We start from the raw sequence: 17,922 nt of genomic DNA, 5'->3' as shown, positions 1-17,922 counted from the left end.
GACCTGGAACGCGGCTACCGCTCGGCGGTCATCTTCACCTTCGGGGGCGGCACCGGCTACGCCCCTCCGGCGCCGCAGGTCCCCACACCTCCTTCGCCCTATGGTCAGCCCGGGTCGGCGGCGCCGGTCCACCCCCAGTCGGTGGACCAGGCCCAGGCGCCCGCGTCCGTCGCCCCTCCCGCCCCGGCAGCCGAGCGTCCGTCCACCGGGTTCGTGCCGCCGGCCTAGAGGTCGTCGAAGGCGGACGGGGGTGACTGCAGGTCCTCCAGTTCGATCCCGGGGGCTGCCAGGACCACGTCCCCGGTGAGGTGCACGGTGTGCTGCTCGCCGGTGTCCAGGGCTGTGACCTGGTATTCGTCGACGGTCAGCGGGCCGTTGTCAGTGGCGTGTGCTTCTCTTCTCAGCAAGGCCCAGGACTGGTCCACGGTGCGGGGGGCGAGGACCGGGTCCGTGAAGGCCACGAGGCGTACGCGGGTCGCGGCGGCGGAGGGGGTGAGGCGCAGCAGACGGGCGGTGGCGACCAGGAACGCGGGGGAGGTGCCGGTGAAGGCGTGGGCGCGCACATTGCCTTCGGTGGCATGGGTGCCGGTGGGATCCGTGCGGACCCAGGTGACGCCGTCGAGGGCGGCGCCGCGCACCTGCCAGCTCCCGGCGTGGAGTTCGAGGCGGATGGGGCGGCCGAGGTCGTCGAGGGCGAGATCGACCGAACCGCTGTGGTCACCGGAGGGGGTGGTCACCTGGGAGACGTAACGCCAGCCGGAGGGGCCGGGGGCGCACTGGAAGTGTTCTTCGCCGAGGGGGGTGTGATCGTGCGGATCGTGGAGCGAATAACGGCCGCGGGGCATGGGGGTCCTGGGTCTTGACGGGCTGAGGCTCGGCTGAGGCTCCGGTGGTTCGCCAAAGGGGCAGGCCCCCGGCACGGGGGTGCGGGGGCCTGCCTCGGTGAGCTCAGCGGCGGTACCTCAGTAGCGGTAGTGGTCCGACTTGTACGGGCCCTCGACCTTCACACCGATGTACGCGGCCTGCTCGGGGCGCAGCGTCGTGAGCTTCACGCCGAGCGAGTCGAGGTGCAGGCGGGCGACCTTCTCGTCGAGGTGCTTGGGCAGCGTGTAGACGCCGACCGGGTACTCGTCGGGCTTGGTGAACAGCTCGATCTGGGCCAGCGTCTGGTCCGCGAAGGAGTTGGACATCACGAACGACGGGTGGCCGGTGGCGTTGCCCAGGTTCAGCAGGCGGCCCTCGGAGAGAACGATGATCACCTTGCCGTCGGGGAAGGTCCAGGTGTGGACCTGCGGCTTGACCTCGTCCTTGACGACGCCGGGGATCTTGGCGAGGCCGGCCATGTCGATCTCGTTGTCGAAGTGGCCGATGTTCCCGACGATGGCCTGGTGCTTCATCTTGGCCATGTCGGAGGCCATGATGATGTCCTTGTTGCCGGTCGTGGTGACGAAGATGTCGGCCTTGTCGATGACCTCGTCGAGGGTCGTGACCTGGTAGCCGTCCATCGCGGCCTGGAGGGCGCAGATCGGGTCGATCTCGGTGATGATCACGCGGGCGCCCTGGCCGCGGAGGGACTCCGCGCAGCCCTTGCCGACGTCGCCGTAGCCGCAGACGACCGCGGTCTTGCCGCCGATCAGGACGTCCGTGGCGCGGTTGATGCCGTCGATCAGGGAGTGGCGGCAGCCGTACTTGTTGTCGAACTTCGACTTGGTGACGGCGTCGTTGACGTTGATCGCCGGGAACAGGAGCTGGCCGTCGCGCTGCATCTCGTACAGGCGGTGGACACCGGTGGTGGTCTCCTCGGTCACGCCGCGGATCTCGGAGGCCAGCTGGGTCCACTTCTGCGAGCCGTCCGTGATGGTGCGGTGCAGGAGTTCGAGGATGACGCGGTGCTCGTCGGACTCGGCGGTGTCGACGGAGGGGACCTTGCCGTCCTTCTCGTACTCCACGCCCTTGTGGACGAGGAGGGTGGCGTCACCGCCGTCGTCGAGGATCATGTTGGGGCCGCCGGTAGGGCTGTCCGGCCAGGTCAGCGCCTGCTCGGTGCACCACCAGTACTCCTCCAGGGTCTCGCCCTTCCAGGCGAAGACGGGGACGCCCTGCGGGTTGTCGGGCGTGCCGTTCGGGCCGACGGCGATGGCGGCGGCCGCGTGGTCCTGGGTGGAGAAGATGTTGCAGGACGCCCAGCGGACCCGGGCGCCCAGGGCGACCAGGGTCTCGATCAGGACGGCGGTCTGCACGGTCATGTGCAGGGAGCCGGTGACGCGGGCGCCGGCCAGCGGCTGCGCGTCGGCGTACTCCTTGCGGATCGACATCAGGCCGGGCATCTCGTGCTCGGCGAGGGTGATCTCCTTGCGGCCGAAGTCGGCCAGGGAGAGGTCGGCGACCTTGAAGTCCTGTCGGTTGTCGACAGTCGTCATGGTGAGCTGCTCCTCGGGGTTGGGGCGAGGGTGGATACGGCTGGTCTGCGCGGCGGCGGACACAGGGGTGCCCCAAGGAGGACACAGGCATGCCCGCGTACGCGCAGCGCAGTCCGTCGGAGGCCCTCTCTCCCTCGGCCGGCCCGCGTGCGGGCCGCCCGACCGCCATCAGCAGCGACGTCTGGCTCCGTCCCAAGCTACACCGGAGGAGCGGGCCGCCCCCAGTCCAGCCCGAACAGTTCACGCCGTTCCAGAGGGCGGGAGCGGGTTCAGTGCCCGGCCGGGTGGGGGTTCGGGCCGCCCGGGGTGGCTTCCGGGTCGGGGCCCTTGGCTGCTTCGGCCTCGCTGTAGATGTCGGGTTCCAGGTAGATCACGCGGGCGATGGGGACCGCGGCGCGGATGCGGGCCTCGGCGGCGTCGATGGCGGTCGCGACCTCGGTGGCCGTGTCGTCGTGCTGGACGGCGATCTTGGCGGCGACGAGGAGTTCCTCGGGGCCGAGGTGCAGGGTGCGCATGTGGATGATGCCGGTGACGGTGTCGCCGTCGACGATCGCGGCCTCGATCTTCCTGACCTCCTCGACGCCGGCGGCCTCGCCGAGCAGGAGGGACTTGGTCTCGGCGGCCAGGACGAGGGCGATCATGACGAGCAGGACACCGATGCAGACGGTGCCGACGCCGTCCCAGACGCCGTCGCCGGTGAGCAGGGCGAGGCCGACGCCGCCGAGGGCGAGGACCAGGCCGATGAGGGCGCCGAAGTCCTCCAGGAGGACGACGGGCAGCTCAGGTGCCTTGGCGCGGCGGATGAACTGCGACCAGGACAGCTTGCCGCGCAGTTCGTTGGACTCCCTGATGGCCGTCTTGAAGGAGAAGCCCTCGGCGATTATCGCGAAGACGAGGACGCCGACCGGCCAGTACCAGTGCTCCACCTGGTGCGGGTGGCTGATCTTCTCGTAGCCCTCGTAGATGGCGAACATGCCGCCGACGGAGAAGAGGACGATCGAGACCAGGAAGGCGTAGATGTAGCGCTCGCGGCCGTACCCGAAGGGGTGTTGCGGGGTCGCCTCGTGCTGGGCCTTCTTGCCGCCGATGAGCAGCAGGAACTGGTTGCCGGAGTCGGCGAGCGAGTGGACGCCCTCGGCGAGCATCGACGAGGAGCCGCTGAACGCGAACGCCACGAACTTCGATGCCGCGATCGCGAGGTTGGCGCCGAGTGCCGCCACGATCGCCTTGCTGCCGCCTGACGCGCTCATGTGTCCGCGTGGTCCCTTCGGTACTCGTCTTTGCCCGTGCTTTGCCGGTGGGCCATTCTTGCAGCCCTGCCCGGAGGCGGCTCGTCAGGTATCCACAACCCCGGTACGACAATCCAACCGGCCGTGCGTTCCGGCTCAGACGATCACCGTGGCGCGGAACACCGCGCCCGCGCCGGACACTTCGGCCTTCTCGGCCGCCGGCACGAACACCGACTGCCCCGGAGACAGGTCGTACTCACCCGCGCGGACCGTACCGGCCGTGCAGAGCAGGATCTGCGGGGTCGGCAGGGTCAGGTCGTGGACGGCGGCGCCCTCGGGCAGGACGTACCGGGAGAGCCGGAACTCGTCGATCGGTGTCTCGTAGACCTCCTCGCCGTCCGGGGCGGCCTCGGGGCGCAGCACGCCCGGGTCGCTCGCCTCGAAGCGGACGACGCGCAGGAGTTCGGGGACGTCGACGTGCTTGGGGGTCAGGCCGCAGCGCAGGACGTTGTCCGAGTTGGCCATGATCTCGACGCCGAGGCCGTCGAGGTAGGCGTGCGGGATGCCGGCGCCGAGGAAGAGCGCCTCGCCTGGCTGGAGGCGGACGTGGTTGAGGAGCATCGCGGCGATCACGCCGGGGTCGCCCGGGTAGTGGTGGGCGATGGCGGCGTAGGGCGCGTGGTCGCCGCCGAGGCGGGTGCAGGCGGCGGTGGCCTCGGCGACCGTGTGGGCCATCTCCTCGGGGTCGGCGGTGAGGATCGCGGTGAGGACCTCGCGCAGCGCCCCCTCCTCGGGGTGGGCGCGCAGCGCGTCGGCGTACGGCTTGAGGGAGTCGATGCCGAGGGCGTCGAGGAGTCCGGCGGCCTGCTCCGGGGCACGGAAGCCGCACAGGCCGTCGAACTCGGTGAGCGCGCAGATCAGTTCGGGCTTGTGGTTGGCGTCCTTGTAGTTGCGGTGCGGGGCGCCGACGGGGACGCCGCGCCGCTCCTCGTCCTCGTAACCCTCCCTGGCCTGCTCCAGGTCGGGGTGCACCTGGAGGGAGAGCGGGGCGCCGGCGGCGAGGATCTTGAGCAGGAAGGGCAGCCGCGGGCCGAACTTCGCCACGGCCGCCTCGCCCAGTTCGGCCTTCGGGTCCGCGTCGATGACCTCGACGAGCGAGCCGCGCGCGGTGCGCGAGGGGGCGCCCGGGTGCGCGCCCATCCACATCTCCGCCTGCGGCTCGCCGCTCGGCTCGACCCCGAGCAGCTTCGGGATGGCGGTCGGGGAACCCCAGGCGTAGGGCCGGATGGTGTTGTCGAGGCGGTCCATGGTTTCTCTCTGCCGGTTCTCTGTGCGTACTGAGGTGAGCACGGGCAACGGCACGGCGTGGCTTACGCGTTCACCGTGCGTTCCCCCACCCGTTCGCCTTCGGTACGACGTTCACGTCGCCCTTCGTACGACGGGCCCGGTGCCGGTGTCCACCTCAGGCTCCCGAAGCGAGCGCGAGGTAAACGGCGGCGAAATCCGTGACGGCGATCAGTTCCGCCAGGGTCTCCAGTTCGTCGCCCGCCTCGGGTTCCAGTTCGCTGATCGGGGTGTCGTGGCTCAGCGCGAGGTCGCGGGCGGCGGGTGCGGCGGTGAGGCCGCCGAGGGGGCGGTCCCGGAGCAGCGCCACGCGCGCGTGCAGTGCGGGCGGCTCGTCCACGCGGTCGCGGAAGAAGTCGTCGGGGTCGGCGCTGGCGGCGAGCGGGCCGGCGAGCAGGGCGTTGTGCGCGGCCAGGGCCTCGGGGAGTTCGGCGACCAGCGCGGGCCGGCCGGCCAGTTCGGCGAGGGCGGCGGCGAAGCGGCGGCCCGCGGGGCCGGCCGAGTCGCCCTCCGTCCAGATCACGGGGAGCGCGTCGGCGAGTTCCGCGGCGAGGGTCTTGGCGGGGTTGCTGTAGGTCACGATGGCCGGCCCGCAGCGTTCGGCGACGTGGTCGAGGCGGTCGGCGACCTTGTCCAGGGCCTCCGGCGGTGCGTTGACCAGACCGATGCGGTCGAGGAGCGCGAGCAGCGGGGTGAGCAGCGCCCACAGGACGCCCGGTGAGGAGCCGGCGAGCGGCTCGCCGTGGTCGTAGGGGGCGGTCGCCATCGGTACGAACATGCCGTGGGCGCCGGCCACGGCCTCCGCGAGCGGGGTACCGGCGGGAGCCACGGCGGCTACCGCGCAGCCGCGCCGGTAGGCCTGGTCGGTGAGGAGGGAGAGGCTGGGTTCGGCGCCGTCCGGGGTGGCGATCAGCAGCAGGTCGACGGAGCCGGCCCAGCCGGGGAGTTCCCAGCGCAGGGCGCCGGCCGCCGGGGCGACGCCGGTGGCGGCGAGGCGGATGACGGGGCTGCCGGGTCCGGCCAGGGTGCCGAGGAGGTCGGCGGCGTGGGTGGCGGCGACGCCGGGGCCCGCGATCAGGACGGCACGCGGACGGCCGTCCGGCTTCAGCTCCTGGACACCGGCCTCGGTGGCGTGCCGGGCCGCGGTACGGACGCGGGCGCCCGCCTCGGCCGCGCCGCGCAGCAGACCTCGGCGGTCGGCCTCGGCGAGGGCCTCCGGGGTGTCGAGCAGCGATTCGTCGAGCATGGGAGCGGCCTCCGGTCGCCGGGGTCCTGGTCCTTGGTCCTGGTGCGTGTGCGGTTGTGGGTTGCTGCTTACGCCGGGCGGCGGGCCTCGTCGACGAGGAGGACGGGGATGCCGTCGCGGACCGGGTACGCCAGGCCGCAGTCCTGGCCGGTGCAGATCAGCTCGGTGTCCTGCTCCTTGAGGGGGGCGTGGCAGGCCGGGCAGGCGAGGATCTCCAGGAGGCCGGCTTCGAGCGGCATGGGGTTTCCCTTCGGGGGGAGTTTCTGATGGAGGTGGACGTCAGCGGATGTGCCTGGTCAGCGTACCGCCGGTGACAGCGGAGTGTCGGAGTCGGCGGGGAGTGGGGTCCGGCGCCAACGGGACGCGAGCGGAGACCAACCACGCCGAGCGGGAGGGGAATTGCCCGGGACGTCAGTTGTCCGGCGAGCGCAGCACCCGCAGATGGCCGCGTCGCGCGACCTCCCGGGGGTCCGCTCCACGTCCGCCGCCGCCCGCTTCGGCCGCCCGCTCCTGGGGGCGGGCCGCCTCGCGCACCGCGTTGGCGAGCGCTTCCAGGTCGTCACCGGTCGGCCGCGCGGGGGCGGAGCCGTCGAGGAGCCGGACGACCTCCCAGCCGCGCGGGGCGGTGAGCCGCTCGGAGTGCTCGGCGCACAGGTCGTAGCAGTGGGGTTCGGCGTAGGTGGCGAGCGGGCCGAGGACCGCGGTCGAGTCGGCGTAGACGTACGTCAGCGTCGCGACGGCGGGTCGGCCGCAGGCGGTTCGCGAACAGCGACGTACAGGGCTCACGACGTTGGACGGTACCGCACTCTTGAGCGGGCCGCGACGACTCTCCCCCAGGTCACTCCCCCGTGTCGTAGTGTGAAACGCCCCACACGCCCCTTCTGCCATACCTTGCTGACCTGCGCGGACGGGGCCGTCCGAAATACCGGCCAGCACCGCATCCGGTCATGATCCGGTACAAACACTGTCAATTGCCTTGAGCTCGTCGGACTTGTAGAGATACGGAAACGAGCCTGACCTTGGCCGGATCGGTCACCCTGCGAGCTGTCGCCGGGGCGGTGGCGGGGCGGTGCCGAGCGCTGTCGGAGCGTGGAACGGCGCGGGCGGCGCCCGCGAGGACTACGCTTCAGCAGTGATGGACAACCGTGTACCGCCCCGTGCCGCCGGCCCCGGGCCTCGTCGACGTGATCGCCACGGTCGGGGGATGCGCGGGCCGATCGCACCGCCTCAGGTGCCGCTGGCCGCGAGCCGCGCCGACGCGTTCGCGGATCTGGTGCAGGACTCCGTGGAGCGCCTGGAGCGGCGCTGGCCGCAGCTGGCCGACATCGACTTCCTGGTGCTGGAAGTGCCCCGTCTCCAGGACCGGCACGGTGAGGGCTGGAGCGACGAGGCGGTGCCGCTGGGCGGTGTCATACCCGCGCGTGAGGGACGCCCGGCGCGCGTGGTGGTCTACCGGCGGCCGGTCGAGATCCGCACCAAGGGGCGTGACGAGCGGGCCGCGCTGGTGCACGAGGTCGTCGTCGAACAGGTCGCCGAGCTGCTCGGACTCACCCCGGAGACGGTGGATCCCCGGTACGGCGAGGACTGAGCGTTCCGGTCACAACAGACCGAGCGCGTCCAGGCCCAGGTACGCCAGGTCGACGTCGGTGACGTCCCCGGTCCGCAGCAGCTCACGCAGTCGCTGCGGCCGGACGCTCAGTACCTCGATGAACTCCGTGCCCTCCGGGTCCGGGCGACTCCGCGGGGCACAGGCCCGGCCGATCGCGCAGAACTTCACGGACGAACTGTACGAATCGGCGAAGCAGTGCCCCACCACCTCGATGTCGCCTCCGTACCCGGTTTCCTCCAGCAGTTCCCGCTTCGCGGCGTCGAGGGGCGTCTCACCCGTGTCCACGTACCCGCCGGGCAATTCGAACAGGAATCGCCCGGGTCCGGGCCGGAACTGCCGGGTGACGAGGACCTCGTCCGTCGTGGTGAGGGCGAGAACCGCGACGCTCGGCCGGTCCTCACGAAGAGCGAACGTGGCCTGCTCACCGGACGGTAGGCGATACCTCGCCTCCACCACGGCTCGGCCGTGCGCCTCGTACACCGTGGTCCGGGAGAGCTGTTCCCAGTCCCCGGGCCCACCGGACCGGCACCGGCCCGGCCAGGGTTCGGTCACCGCAGGTCAAGAGGGGCCAGCAGCGGGAGGACCGGGCGGTCGACGTCCGCTCCCAGGAGAGTGTCGATGTAGTCGGCCGTCTGCTCCCAGCCGGTGACGGCGACGCACGGCACGCCCATCTCCCTGACGGGGTAGTCGTTCCCGCCCTCGTCGAGCCGGTCCCCGATGAAGAGGACCTCTTCCACCCGCAGGTCCAGGTGCTCCAGGAGCCGCTGCATGCCGTAGGCCTTGTCGATGCCCTTCTTGGTCACGTCGATGGAGGTGGAGCCACCGCTGCGGACCTCCAGGTCGGGCAGGCGCTGCGCGGCGTACTCCCGCAGGGCCCGGCGGCGCGACCCGTCGGGGTCCCAGGCGGCCTTCGCCTGATGGGGGGCCTGCTGCCCCAGCGCCGAGAAGGTGACCTGGCTGCCCCGGTCCTCGATCACCTCGCCCCAGGTGTCCTCCGCCCAGAGCCCCAGCGCCTTCGCCCCTTCGGTGAGCACGCCGACGATGAGGGACTTCTCCTCCTCGGTGAGGTTCTCGCAGTAGATGTCCCGCCAGCCGCCCGACTCCCACCTGAGGTAGCGGGTACCGCACGTCGGCATGAGGTGGAGCCGCTGCGCGAGGTCGGCCGTGAGCGGCAGTTCCTCCAGCACCTGGGTCTGGAACTGTTCGTACCGGCCGCCCGAGATGATGCAGACGTGCCGCTGGGCCAGGAGTCGCATCAAGCACTCGGCCATTCTGGGAGAGATCTTCGCCTTGGAGAGGGCGAGGGTGTCGTCCAGGTCGAACACCACGATGCGAGTCGACGGTTCCAATGCGCAATCCTTCTCTTCGTGCTCGTCGCCGGCCGGGGACTCATCGCCGGTAGCCGAGCCTGATTCTGCCGACCCTTGCGGCCGGCTTTACCAGGAACCCCTCCACATGGACCACGCCCTTCTCGTCGGGACGCGGCGCGCTGACGCCCAGAGCGGGATTGTCCGTGACAGCGAACAGCGCGGCCCCCCGGCTGCTTCCCGGGCGCACCAGATCTTTGCTCGTATAGGGGCGGTCCTTGTCCCAGCCGCTCCGCCGGAGGGCAATCTCCTCATCTTCGGAAAATTTGAACAATGCGTCAAGATTCGTCAACTCCGGCTCCGCCCGTGGCCCTGCGATCGAGGCGAGACGGAAGACGAAGCCGAGATCAGGTGCGATCAGATCGATCAGGCCGGCGGCGAAGGCCAGTTCCGACAGGCCGATGGCACCGATCATCGTGTCGATCCGTGGTCGGCTCAGCCCGATGAGTGACAGAAGGTACGGAGGTTCGACGGTGACGCGCTCGGGGACGAGCACCTCACTCCCCTGTCCCCGCATGAGCTCGACGAGCGTGCTGTGCATCGGCTTGGAAGCGACGGAATGAGTGGAGACCGTCAGCGTGTCCGGACTCTTGCCGACGGCCTTCGCGATGCGGTCCAGCACCGGGATGACGGAGACCTCGGGACTGGGCCCGAGGTCGAGGTCCTCCAGCAGATCGACCGGGGCGAGGACGGCGTACGCCTGGAGGTCCGGAACCGCCCGGACGTCGCCGCCGAAGCCGCCCAGGGTCAACGCCCCCGGAAGGTTCTCCGCGACCAGTTCGGTTCCGTCCACGTAGTCGAAGACCGCGTCGACCTTGGGCAGCGTCCCGTTCTCCAGACCCAGCCACTGACCGCTGTGGGCACCCGGGCTGTCGTCGCGTTCTCCTTCTCCCGCCGCGACACGGATGCGGAAGGGGGCTTGGCGAAGGATCTTCTCCGCTGCCTCGGTGGCCGCCCCGTCCACAGCGATTTTCCGGTCGTTCAACGACATGCCGTCGGCGAAGCCGCTTCGGGCCTCCGCGGCGCCCAGGGCGGCCGAGGCCATCGCGGCGACGAGGTGGGCGTCCTCCTGCGCCTCCGCCGCGTCCGGTGTCCCGACGCCCGGCCCACCGGTTCCGTCGGCATGCCCGCCACCTTGGTCCGACCAGTGGACGGCGACCTCTACCACGCGCTCGTCACACGCCTGGACAGCTCTGCTGAGAACCTCGTTCATCTTCCCTCTCCGGTAACCCCTGGCGTCGGCGGACCTTCACCGTGACCTGCGCCGTCGCTCCCTGAGGAGTACGGCGAGCGGCACGATGATCAAGGCTGCCGACGCCCCCAACAGTCCCCATCGCCGGGTGTCCAGCCAGTCGGCCACCTGGTTGACGAAGTCAGGGATCTGCACGACGGCGAGCACGATCCCCATGACCGCGATCAAGGAGTCGCGCCGGTTCTTCTCCTGTTCCTCACGCACCCGCAGAAGGCTCAGCGAGACCGTTTCGCACTTCTCCATGTCCCGGTAGAGCCCGGCCAGCACCTGGCCGGAGGGCCGCTCCTGTACCGTCCACTCGTCCAGACTCCGGTTCCGGCCCTCGATCAGCTTCTCCCGGAAACCGGTGCACCGGTCGATGAGCGCGGCATGCTGGACTCGCCGGCGGGTCAGCAGCGACTGCTCGGCCGGGCCTATGGCGCTCCGCATCGCGAGATCCCTGAGGATCGACCGGTAACGGGCGCTGAGATCGTCACAGACAACCCTGCGCAGAATGCCCACCGCCCACACGAAGATGGACGACGAGTCGTACCCGTACTGCGACAGACGGAACTGCGACCTTCCGCGGAGCCACGCCGGCAGATGTGCCATCTCCAGGCAGCAGTCGGCGTTGACGAACACCATGTGGTCGTCGAAGAAGGCCATGCCCGTGCGGACATGGCCGAACACGCTCTGCGGACTGCGGCGCAGCCACAGGCCGTCCTCCAGCAGATGGTCCGTCGCGTAGGAGAGCAGCGCGGATATCTCCCAGGCGTAGTCGGCGGATTCCTCCACACCCCGGTACAGATTCGCGGTGGCCCGGTTCTGGGTTCCGTCGAGATTCCACACCTGGACGGCGACGGAGCCCTCCACGAGCCACGTCCGGTCGATGGTGTCGCGTGCCAGTCCGGCGGCTCGCGCCAGTTCCCCGGCGGACTGCTCGGCGAGAATCCGGGAGATCTCCGGGTCGCCGAGCAAGGAGACGAACCGGAGAAGCGTGTCGATCGTCAGGGGGGAGGACAGTTCGATCACGGCCGCCTCCCGCGTGATCGGTCCAGGAACCGAAAGGAGCAGGGGCAGGGCGGTCACCACGTACTCCCCGCCCAGGGTCAGCGCGGCCTGCCGCAGTCCGGCGGAGTGACCGCTGCCGACGATCCGCGCGAGTGCCGCGGGCAGGGGCCCGGCGTCGAAGAGGGCGGAGTACATCAGCCCGGAACCAGGCCGCACCTTGCTCTGGTACGAGCGGTCGTCCTCGATCTCGCGCAGGCCTCCGCTCGCGAAGGCCTCAGGGAAGTCCGACCCCTCGGTCAGCCGATGCGCGAAATGGACCACGACCGAGCAACCGCTGATGCGAAGCCGGTCGGCGGCGGGCGGCTCGGGGACGTCGCCGATGTCGGTGAGCACTGCCAACTGATGGTCCACGACAGACTCCTCCGGCAGCTGCGGCGGCGGGCAAACGATCCGCTTCGAAGGTATCGGCTCGGCACGCGGATCGGGCGCATCCGCGGCGGGACGACCCCGCCCGGGTATCCGGCCCCCCGAGGTTTGACGGCTGCTCAATCCCGTTCGGTCAATGCCCTGTTGACCAGGCGCGGTGACAGCACTCTATGATTCCAGCCCACTCGACGGGCAGCGTCTGGAGAGACATGATCTTGCCGAGTACCTTGCGATGAACGTTGTCGTCACCGGGGCCTCGGGCTTCATCGGCTCCCAGTTGTGCGTTCTCCTCCGTTCCATGAACGAGGAGGTGACAGAGATCGACCTGCCGCACTGCGACATCAACGACACGGCACGGCTGACGCGGGTACTGGACGAGGTCGGGCCGGTTCACGTCTACCACTTGGCGGCCCAGGCCAGTGTCCGACGGTCGTGGGAGGACCCCGCACGGACATGGCTCACCAATGCCTGGGGCACGCTCTCGCTCCTCAGGGCCGTACGGACCGCCTGCCCCGGCGCCAGAACCATCGTCATGAGCAGTGCAAGCGTGTTCGACGGGGCCCGTCTGGACTCGCCGATCGACGAGGAGCGGGTGCCCGCCCCGGTCTCGCCGTACGGAGCCAGCAAACTGGCGGTCGAATCGATGGCGCGCCACTACCTGACCAGGTACGGACTGCCGGCGATCGTCATCCGGCCCTTCAACGTGATCGGGCCCGGGCAGGGAGCGGACTACCTGGTCCCCGCCCTGTCCCGCCGCCTGGCCTCCGCCACGCGGTCCGGCGGTGGCCACATCAGCGTGGGAAACCTGGACGCTCGACGGGACTACCTGGACGTCCGGGACGCGGTTCGCGGCCTCCGTACGCTGATGGAGCACGGGAGCCCGGGCGAGGTCTACAACCTGTGCTCCGGGATCGGCGTCCCGGTCCGCACCGTCGTGCAGACGATGATCTCTCTCGTCGACCCCCGGCTGCAGTACCGGCAGGACCCGGGCCTGAACCGCGACGCCGACGCGCCGAGCCTGATCGGTGACACCAGGAAGACCTGGTCGCGGACAGGATGGCGGGCCGCCATCCCTCTCGCCACGAGCCTCGCCGACATCCTCGGCACAGGGGGCGTGGTCACTTCCGCCGAGCGGGTGGTCACCGCTTCGGTCGCGGGCGACCCGACACCGCGGCGTTCATTCGACCGACGACCGTGAGCGAGGTGGGCCGGCATGAGGTTCCCGTTGTCCCAGCCGACGCTGGGCGGCCAGGAGTCCGAGAACGTCAGGGAAGCGATGGCATCGGGGTGGATATCCGGCACGGGCCCCTACGTCGACGTCTTCGAACGGGCGCTCGAACAACGCACCGGCAGACTGTCCGCAACGGCCCTCTCCAGCGGCACCACAGCTCTGGAGATACTCCTCTGCGCACTCGGCGTCGGCCCCGGGGACGAAGTCGTCGTTCCCGCACTCACCTTCGCGGCTCCGGCGGCCGCGGTGCTGAACGTGGGAGCCACACCGGTTCTCTGCGACATCGACGCCGAGAGCTGGACCATCGCCCCCGAAGCGGTTCCCGCACTGCTGACGCCCCGGACCAGGGCCGTCATCGCCGTGGACCTCATGGGCCATCCATGCGACTACGGCCGCCTCACCGAACTCGGTCTCCCGATCGTCGAGGACGCGGCCCAGGCCCACGGAGCCCGGACGGCCGACGGGACCGCGGGCGCCTTCGGAACGGCGTCGGTCTTCAGCTTCCACGCGAACAAGGTGATCACTTCCGGCGAAGGCGGAGCCGTCCTCACCGACGACCCGGAACTCGCCGACCGGGTCCGCCTCATCGCGCACCACGGTATGAGGGCGGGCGACGGATACCGCCACCGAGTGGTCGGGCGCAACGGCAGGATGACCAACCTGACCGCTGCCGTGGGTGCGGCCCAGGTGGACCGCTGGGACGAACTGGTGACCGGCCGGCTCACGGCCACCCGTCTCTACGACGCCCACCTCACCGGCCACGGCTTCCTGCCGCGTCCGAAAGCGTCCTGGGCGTCGCCGTCCTGCTGGCTGTACTGCGTCACCTCCGACGAGCGCGATGCCACCGTGCGCCGGGCCCGGCGCAACAGCGTCGACGCCCGGGCCGTCTGGCCGGCCCTGTCCGATCTGCCGCTGTACCGCCGGTACGCCCCACGGCCCTGCCCCGTCGCCTCAGCGGTCTCCAGCACCGCCATGTGGCTGCCGACCTGGTCGCACATGACCCCCGAGGAGGTGACGGCCGTGGCCGAGCTGGTGCGGTGATCCCCGGCACCGGTCTACTTCTGCAGCACCGCCACGTCCTGGTCCGCCACCGGGACGGCGACCGTGCCGCGGTCGTCCGGGAGGGTCTGGATCGTGAAGCCCGGGACGCCCTCCTCGGTGGCCGCCAGGGTGCGGGCGCCGTAGACCGGGCCGCCGGAGAGCGCCTCCACGGTCAGCGCGTACGTGCCCTTCAGGCCGGACGGGACGGGCGCGTCGACGTCCTGGGTGGTGCCCGACTTGATCGTGAACGTCTTGGACACCGCCGTGCCGCCCTCGCTGCCCGCCGACGCCGTGACCTTCACCTGTGCGGTACCGGTGGGGGCGGTCAGGGAGAGGGTGGTGCCCTTGCCGCTGTTGTCGGCGGACGTCGCACGTGTGCCGACCGGCGCGGTCGCCGGGATGTACGCGGTCTCCTGCTTGGCGCCCTTGCCACGGGTGACCCGCAGCGCGGCCACCACCGGCACCGACTGGTCGGTGGGCGTGAGGACGATCGAGCCCGCCTCGCCGCGCGTGACGGGGCCCAGGTCGGTCGCGGTGGTCATGCCGGCCTTCACGTGCAGCGTCTCGTTGCCGGCCGGGGTGATCAGGCCGTCCGGGGAGGCCAGGCGCACCTTCAGGTCGGCGTCCGTGTCGCCGGTGGTGAAGGCGATCAGCCGGACGTCGGTGGCGTCCTTGGGGATGCCCGGCAGCACCAGGCTGCCCGCCGGGTCGGCGGCGGCCAGCCAGTCGCCGCCGCTCTTGTCGTCCAGGGCCTGCACGCTCGCGCCGACCCGGCCGCTGCGCACGTTCACGTGCACGGTCAGGTCGGTCTGCCGCTCGTCGCTGAGGGTGGACAGCAGGACCGGCTCGCTGGCGTGCGGCTGGACCGTGATGCCCTCCCCCACCGTCGACTTGAGCTGGCCGTCCTTGCCGTACAGCTCGACGTCGACCACGGCGGCGCTGTCGTCGGGGTTGGTGAGGTGCACGTAGTCGGTGCGGCCGGCGGCGGTACTGGCGCCGGGGAACCAGAAGTCGGTGTCTGCGCCGGTGCAGTTGACCCCCTGGAGGCCGCGTCCGGTGCCGGCGGCGACCTCGGTGGTCTCCTGGACCGTCCAGCCGGGCGCGTACTTGCCCTCGGCGGTACCGACGTAGGCGGGCCCGTCGGCGCCCGAGGTGTCCCCGGTGGCCGGTGTTCCGGGTGCCTTCGGCGTCAGGACCGGCTTGGCGGTCTTCTTCTTGCCGCCGCTGCTGCCGGTGCCGTCCGCCGACTGTTCGGTGGCCGCCTGGAGTCCGGCCCTGCCGTCGTTCGTGGTGCCCTTGGTGACGGGCGTGAACGACGTGTACGAGGTGTCGGCGATGTCGGACAGGCTCGGCGCCGGGCACAGCAGGCTGGTGCGCTCCACGGGCAGCTGGGCGGCCGCCTCGGCGGTGTGCGCGGAGGACGTGGCCGGCTGGTCGAGCACGGCGAACCCGGTGATCGCCGCGAGCGCGGTCGTACCGGCGAACAGGGAGAGGGTGGTGCGGTTCACTGCTGGCTCCCGTCGTGGTGCTCGCCGCCGGTGCCGTGGTTCTGCTGGGCGGCCGGGTCATAGGCGGGGTCGTAGCCCTGCTGGTACGTCGGGTCGTACGTCCCCTGCCCCTGCTGCCCGCCGTAGCCGTACGGGTCGTACCGGCCGGTCTGGTACGGGTCGTAGGTCTGCTGGTCGTAGCCCTGCTGGTACTGGCCGGTGCTCTGGTACTGGTCGGCGTAGCCGGTGTGGTAGCCGTCGGCCTGGGGGTAGGAGGCGGGGTCCCACTCGTCGTACGACTGCTGCTGCGGGACCGCGGCCGGAGTCTGCTCCTGCGCCCCCTCCGCGGCGGCCGGGTGGCCGGCGTCCTCGTCCTGCGGGGCCGCCTCCTCCTCGGCCTCCGCCTGGGCGCGCAGGCGGCGGGCGCGGCGGCCCTCGCCCTCGGTGGCCTGGGCGGGGATCGGCTCCTCCTCGGGGAGGTCGTCGTCGACGTCGCGGCGGCGGCCGGGCAGGGCGAGGACGATCAGGACGACGGCGAGCGCGCCCTGTGCCCACAGCCAGGCGGTGTGGGTGAACGGGGTGTCGTAGGTGACGTCCAGTCTGCCGCCGGAGGAGGGGAGTGCGAAGCCCTGGGCCCAGCCGTCGACGGTGGTGCGGGTGAGCGGCCTGCCGTCCAGGGTGGCCGTCCAGCCGGGCGCGGCCGTGTCGGCCAGGCGCAGGATCCGGCCGTCGGCGCCGCTCGGGATCGTGGTGTGGATGTCGACTGCTCCAGCGGGGACCGAGGCGGGGGTGGCGGAGCCGTTCGCGGAGACGATCATCGCGCGGGAGACCTGCCGGTCGACCCGCCACAGGGCGCTGCCGTCCTGCTGGCTGAGCCGGGTCAGGCCGGGCGTGGCGTCCAGCACGCGCGCGATGTCGCGCGGGGCGCCCTTGTGGACGAGGACGTAGCGCACCGCGAACCCGCCGAGCTGGTCGGCCTGGTCGGCGCCGGAGCCGGCGACCAGGTTGGCGACGACCTTGTCCAGCTCGGCGTTCTCGCCGTCGGCGGCGACCGCTTCGGCGTCTCCCATGCGGGCGCCGGAGCCGCGCACCAGCATGTAGTCCACGTGTGCGGTGCTGTCGCTGTCCAGGACGAGGGTGCGGACCTGGTCGCTGGTGGTGCTGTCCTCGGCGACGAACGCGGGCACCTGGGCGGGGTCCCGGCGCTCGACCGGGCCGTCGGCGCCCGCGATCATCCAGCCGGCGGCGAGGAGCAGCGGGCCCGCGGCGGAGGCGAAGGCGATCAGGGCGGCGACCGGCTGGCGCCAGCCGAAGCTCTGCTCGGCGACCCGCGAGCGTGCGCCGTCGGCGCCGAGCGCGGCGGCGGACAGGAGCGCGACGCCGTAGACGAGGGTCGCCGGGCCCGCCCAGGCGGAGCTGTTGGAGAGGACCGCGAAGACCAGGCCGACCAGGGCGGCCACCCAGGCGGTGCGGATCGCGGTCTGGCGCTCGGAGCGCAGCAGGGCGGCCAGTGCGGCCAGGACGACGCCGATGAGCATCAGGCCGTCGAGCGTGCCGGGGCCGCCCGGGCTGGCGCCGAGGAGGTCGAGGGCGGAGGCCGCCGAGGCGCCGTACTCCAGTCCGGCTTCCTTGAAGAAGCCGGACGGCAGCAGGGTCAGCGACCAGGGGGCGAGGATCAGCAGCGGGGTACCGAGCTGGGTCAGCAGCCGCAGTCCGGAGGCGACCGGGTCGGTGCGGCGGACGGCCAGTACGGCGACGCCGAGGACCAGGGCGATCGGCCAGACGATCGGGGTGAACGCGGTGGTGATGGTCAGCAGCAGCGCGTACGCCCAGGTGGCGCGCCAACTGCCACGGGCCCCCGAGGAGTTGGCCAGGCCCGCGGCCGCGACGCCCGCGCGGGCGATGAGCGGCAACAGGATCGCGAGGACGGCGGTGCCGATACGGCCGCCGGCCAGGGCTCCGGTGGCGGCCGGCAGGAAGGCGTAGGCGACGGCCGCCCAGGCGCGCAGCAGCCGCGAGGTGACCAGCGGCCGGGAGGCGAAGTAGGCGGTGAACCCGGCCAGCGGTACGGAGGCGACCAGCAGGACGGTGACGGCGAGTCCGGTCGAGCCGAACAGCACGGTGGCCAGCGAGGCGACGATCGCGAGGTAGGGCGGCGCGGCCGGGGTGCCGCCGGCGCCGACCGCGTGCCAGGCGTCGAGGTAGCTCGACCACAGGGCGCCCGCGCCGGCCGGGGCGGGCAGCAGGGCGCCGCCCGCGAGCGCGCCGACCACCTGATCA

15 protein-coding genes and 2 pseudogenes are annotated in these 17,922 nt (G+C 71.4%); 4 read left to right on the top strand and 13 right to left on the bottom strand.

Features of this window, described 5'->3' with window-relative positions:
* Positions 1–228: pseudogene (locus ABZ646_RS20350) on the top strand (hypothetical protein); the annotation flags it as partial.
* Here ABZ646_RS20350 and ABZ646_RS20345 read toward each other — a convergent pair.
* The 7 genes from ABZ646_RS20345 to ABZ646_RS20315 all read right to left on the bottom strand — a co-directional run bounded on the left by ABZ646_RS20345 (position 225) and on the right by ABZ646_RS20315 (position 7,127).
* Entirely contained in the window at positions 225–845 is a 621-nt protein-coding gene (locus ABZ646_RS20345; protein WP_360520445.1) for a hypothetical protein, read from the bottom strand. The pseudogene ABZ646_RS20350 and the gene ABZ646_RS20345 sit on opposite strands and share 4 nt — an antisense overlap.
* A gap of 117 nt (positions 846–962) precedes the next feature.
* Positions 963–2,420: an adenosylhomocysteinase gene (gene ahcY / locus ABZ646_RS20340; RefSeq protein WP_360520442.1), complete on the bottom strand. Its 1,458-nt coding sequence runs from the start codon at positions 2,418–2,420 to the stop codon at positions 963–965.
* Between the two features lie 269 nt (positions 2,421–2,689).
* Entirely contained in the window at positions 2,690–3,670 is a 981-nt protein-coding gene (locus tag ABZ646_RS20335; RefSeq protein ID WP_360520439.1) for a cation diffusion facilitator family transporter, read from the bottom strand.
* Between the two features lie 135 nt (positions 3,671–3,805).
* Entirely contained in the window at positions 3,806–4,957 is a 1,152-nt protein-coding gene (gene manA, locus ABZ646_RS20330; protein WP_360520436.1) for a mannose-6-phosphate isomerase, class I, read from the bottom strand.
* Positions 4,958–5,111: 154 nt separating this feature from the next.
* Positions 5,112–6,239 (bottom strand): SIS domain-containing protein, encoded by a 1,128-nt coding sequence (locus tag ABZ646_RS20325; protein ID WP_360520433.1) that lies wholly within the window; start codon positions 6,237–6,239, stop codon positions 5,112–5,114.
* A 68-nt stretch (positions 6,240–6,307) separates the two neighbouring features.
* On the bottom strand, positions 6,308–6,478 hold the full coding sequence (locus ABZ646_RS20320; protein WP_007382472.1) for a Trm112 family protein: 171 nt from the start codon (positions 6,476–6,478) through the stop codon (positions 6,308–6,310).
* 172 nt (positions 6,479–6,650) lie between these two features.
* Positions 6,651–7,127, bottom strand: a complete 477-nt coding sequence (locus tag ABZ646_RS20315) for a DUF3499 domain-containing protein (RefSeq protein ID WP_360520430.1) — start codon at positions 7,125–7,127, stop codon at positions 6,651–6,653.
* A gap of 247 nt (positions 7,128–7,374) precedes the next feature.
* Between ABZ646_RS20315 and ABZ646_RS20310 the strand changes: the two genes are divergently transcribed.
* Entirely contained in the window at positions 7,375–7,827 is a 453-nt protein-coding gene (locus ABZ646_RS20310) for a metallopeptidase family protein (RefSeq protein WP_360520447.1), read from the top strand.
* Between the two features lie 9 nt (positions 7,828–7,836).
* Here the strand turns inward: ABZ646_RS20310 and ABZ646_RS20305 are convergent, their stop codons facing one another.
* The 4 genes from ABZ646_RS20305 to ABZ646_RS20290 form a co-directional block, all read right to left on the bottom strand.
* Complete coding sequence (locus tag ABZ646_RS20305) at positions 7,837–8,400, bottom strand: NUDIX hydrolase (RefSeq protein ID WP_360520427.1); 564 nt, start codon at positions 8,398–8,400, stop codon at positions 7,837–7,839.
* Complete coding sequence (locus ABZ646_RS20300; RefSeq protein ID WP_360520424.1) at positions 8,397–9,197, bottom strand: HAD-IIB family hydrolase; 801 nt, start codon at positions 9,195–9,197, stop codon at positions 8,397–8,399. The genes ABZ646_RS20305 and ABZ646_RS20300 overlap by 4 nt, the downstream gene beginning before the upstream one ends.
* Positions 9,198–9,237: 40 nt before the next feature.
* Complete coding sequence (locus ABZ646_RS20295; RefSeq protein WP_360520421.1) at positions 9,238–10,260, bottom strand: fructose-bisphosphatase class II; 1,023 nt, start codon at positions 10,258–10,260, stop codon at positions 9,238–9,240.
* A gap of 204 nt (positions 10,261–10,464) precedes the next feature.
* Positions 10,465–11,868, bottom strand: coding sequence for a hypothetical protein (locus tag ABZ646_RS20290; protein ID WP_360520418.1), 1,404 nt, complete (start codon positions 11,866–11,868; stop codon positions 10,465–10,467).
* Positions 11,869–12,115: 247 nt separating this feature from the next.
* Between ABZ646_RS20290 and ABZ646_RS20285 the strand changes: the two genes are divergently transcribed.
* Both ABZ646_RS20285 and ABZ646_RS20280 read left to right on the top strand, forming a co-directional pair.
* On the top strand, positions 12,116–13,081 hold the full coding sequence (locus ABZ646_RS20285; RefSeq protein ID WP_360520415.1) for a GDP-mannose 4,6-dehydratase: 966 nt from the start codon (positions 12,116–12,118) through the stop codon (positions 13,079–13,081).
* Between the two features lie 15 nt (positions 13,082–13,096).
* Entirely contained in the window at positions 13,097–14,155 is a 1,059-nt protein-coding gene (locus tag ABZ646_RS20280; protein WP_360520412.1) for a DegT/DnrJ/EryC1/StrS family aminotransferase, read from the top strand.
* A gap of 14 nt (positions 14,156–14,169) precedes the next feature.
* Here the strand turns inward: ABZ646_RS20280 and ABZ646_RS20275 are convergent, their stop codons facing one another.
* Positions 14,170–15,663, bottom strand: a complete 1,494-nt coding sequence (locus ABZ646_RS20275; protein ID WP_360520409.1) for a DUF5719 family protein — start codon at positions 15,661–15,663, stop codon at positions 14,170–14,172.
* Positions 15,660–17,922: pseudogene (locus ABZ646_RS20270) on the bottom strand (family 2 glycosyl transferase); the annotation flags it as partial. The pseudogene ABZ646_RS20270 and the gene ABZ646_RS20275, both read right to left, overlap by 4 nt.

This window comes from Streptomyces sp. NPDC007162 (assembly GCF_040634175.1).
Taxonomy (GTDB): Bacteria; Actinomycetota; Actinomycetes; order Streptomycetales; family Streptomycetaceae; genus Streptomyces.
The sequence above is the reverse complement of the archived record's forward strand: the minus strand, read 5'-3'. Positions and strand labels throughout refer to the sequence as shown.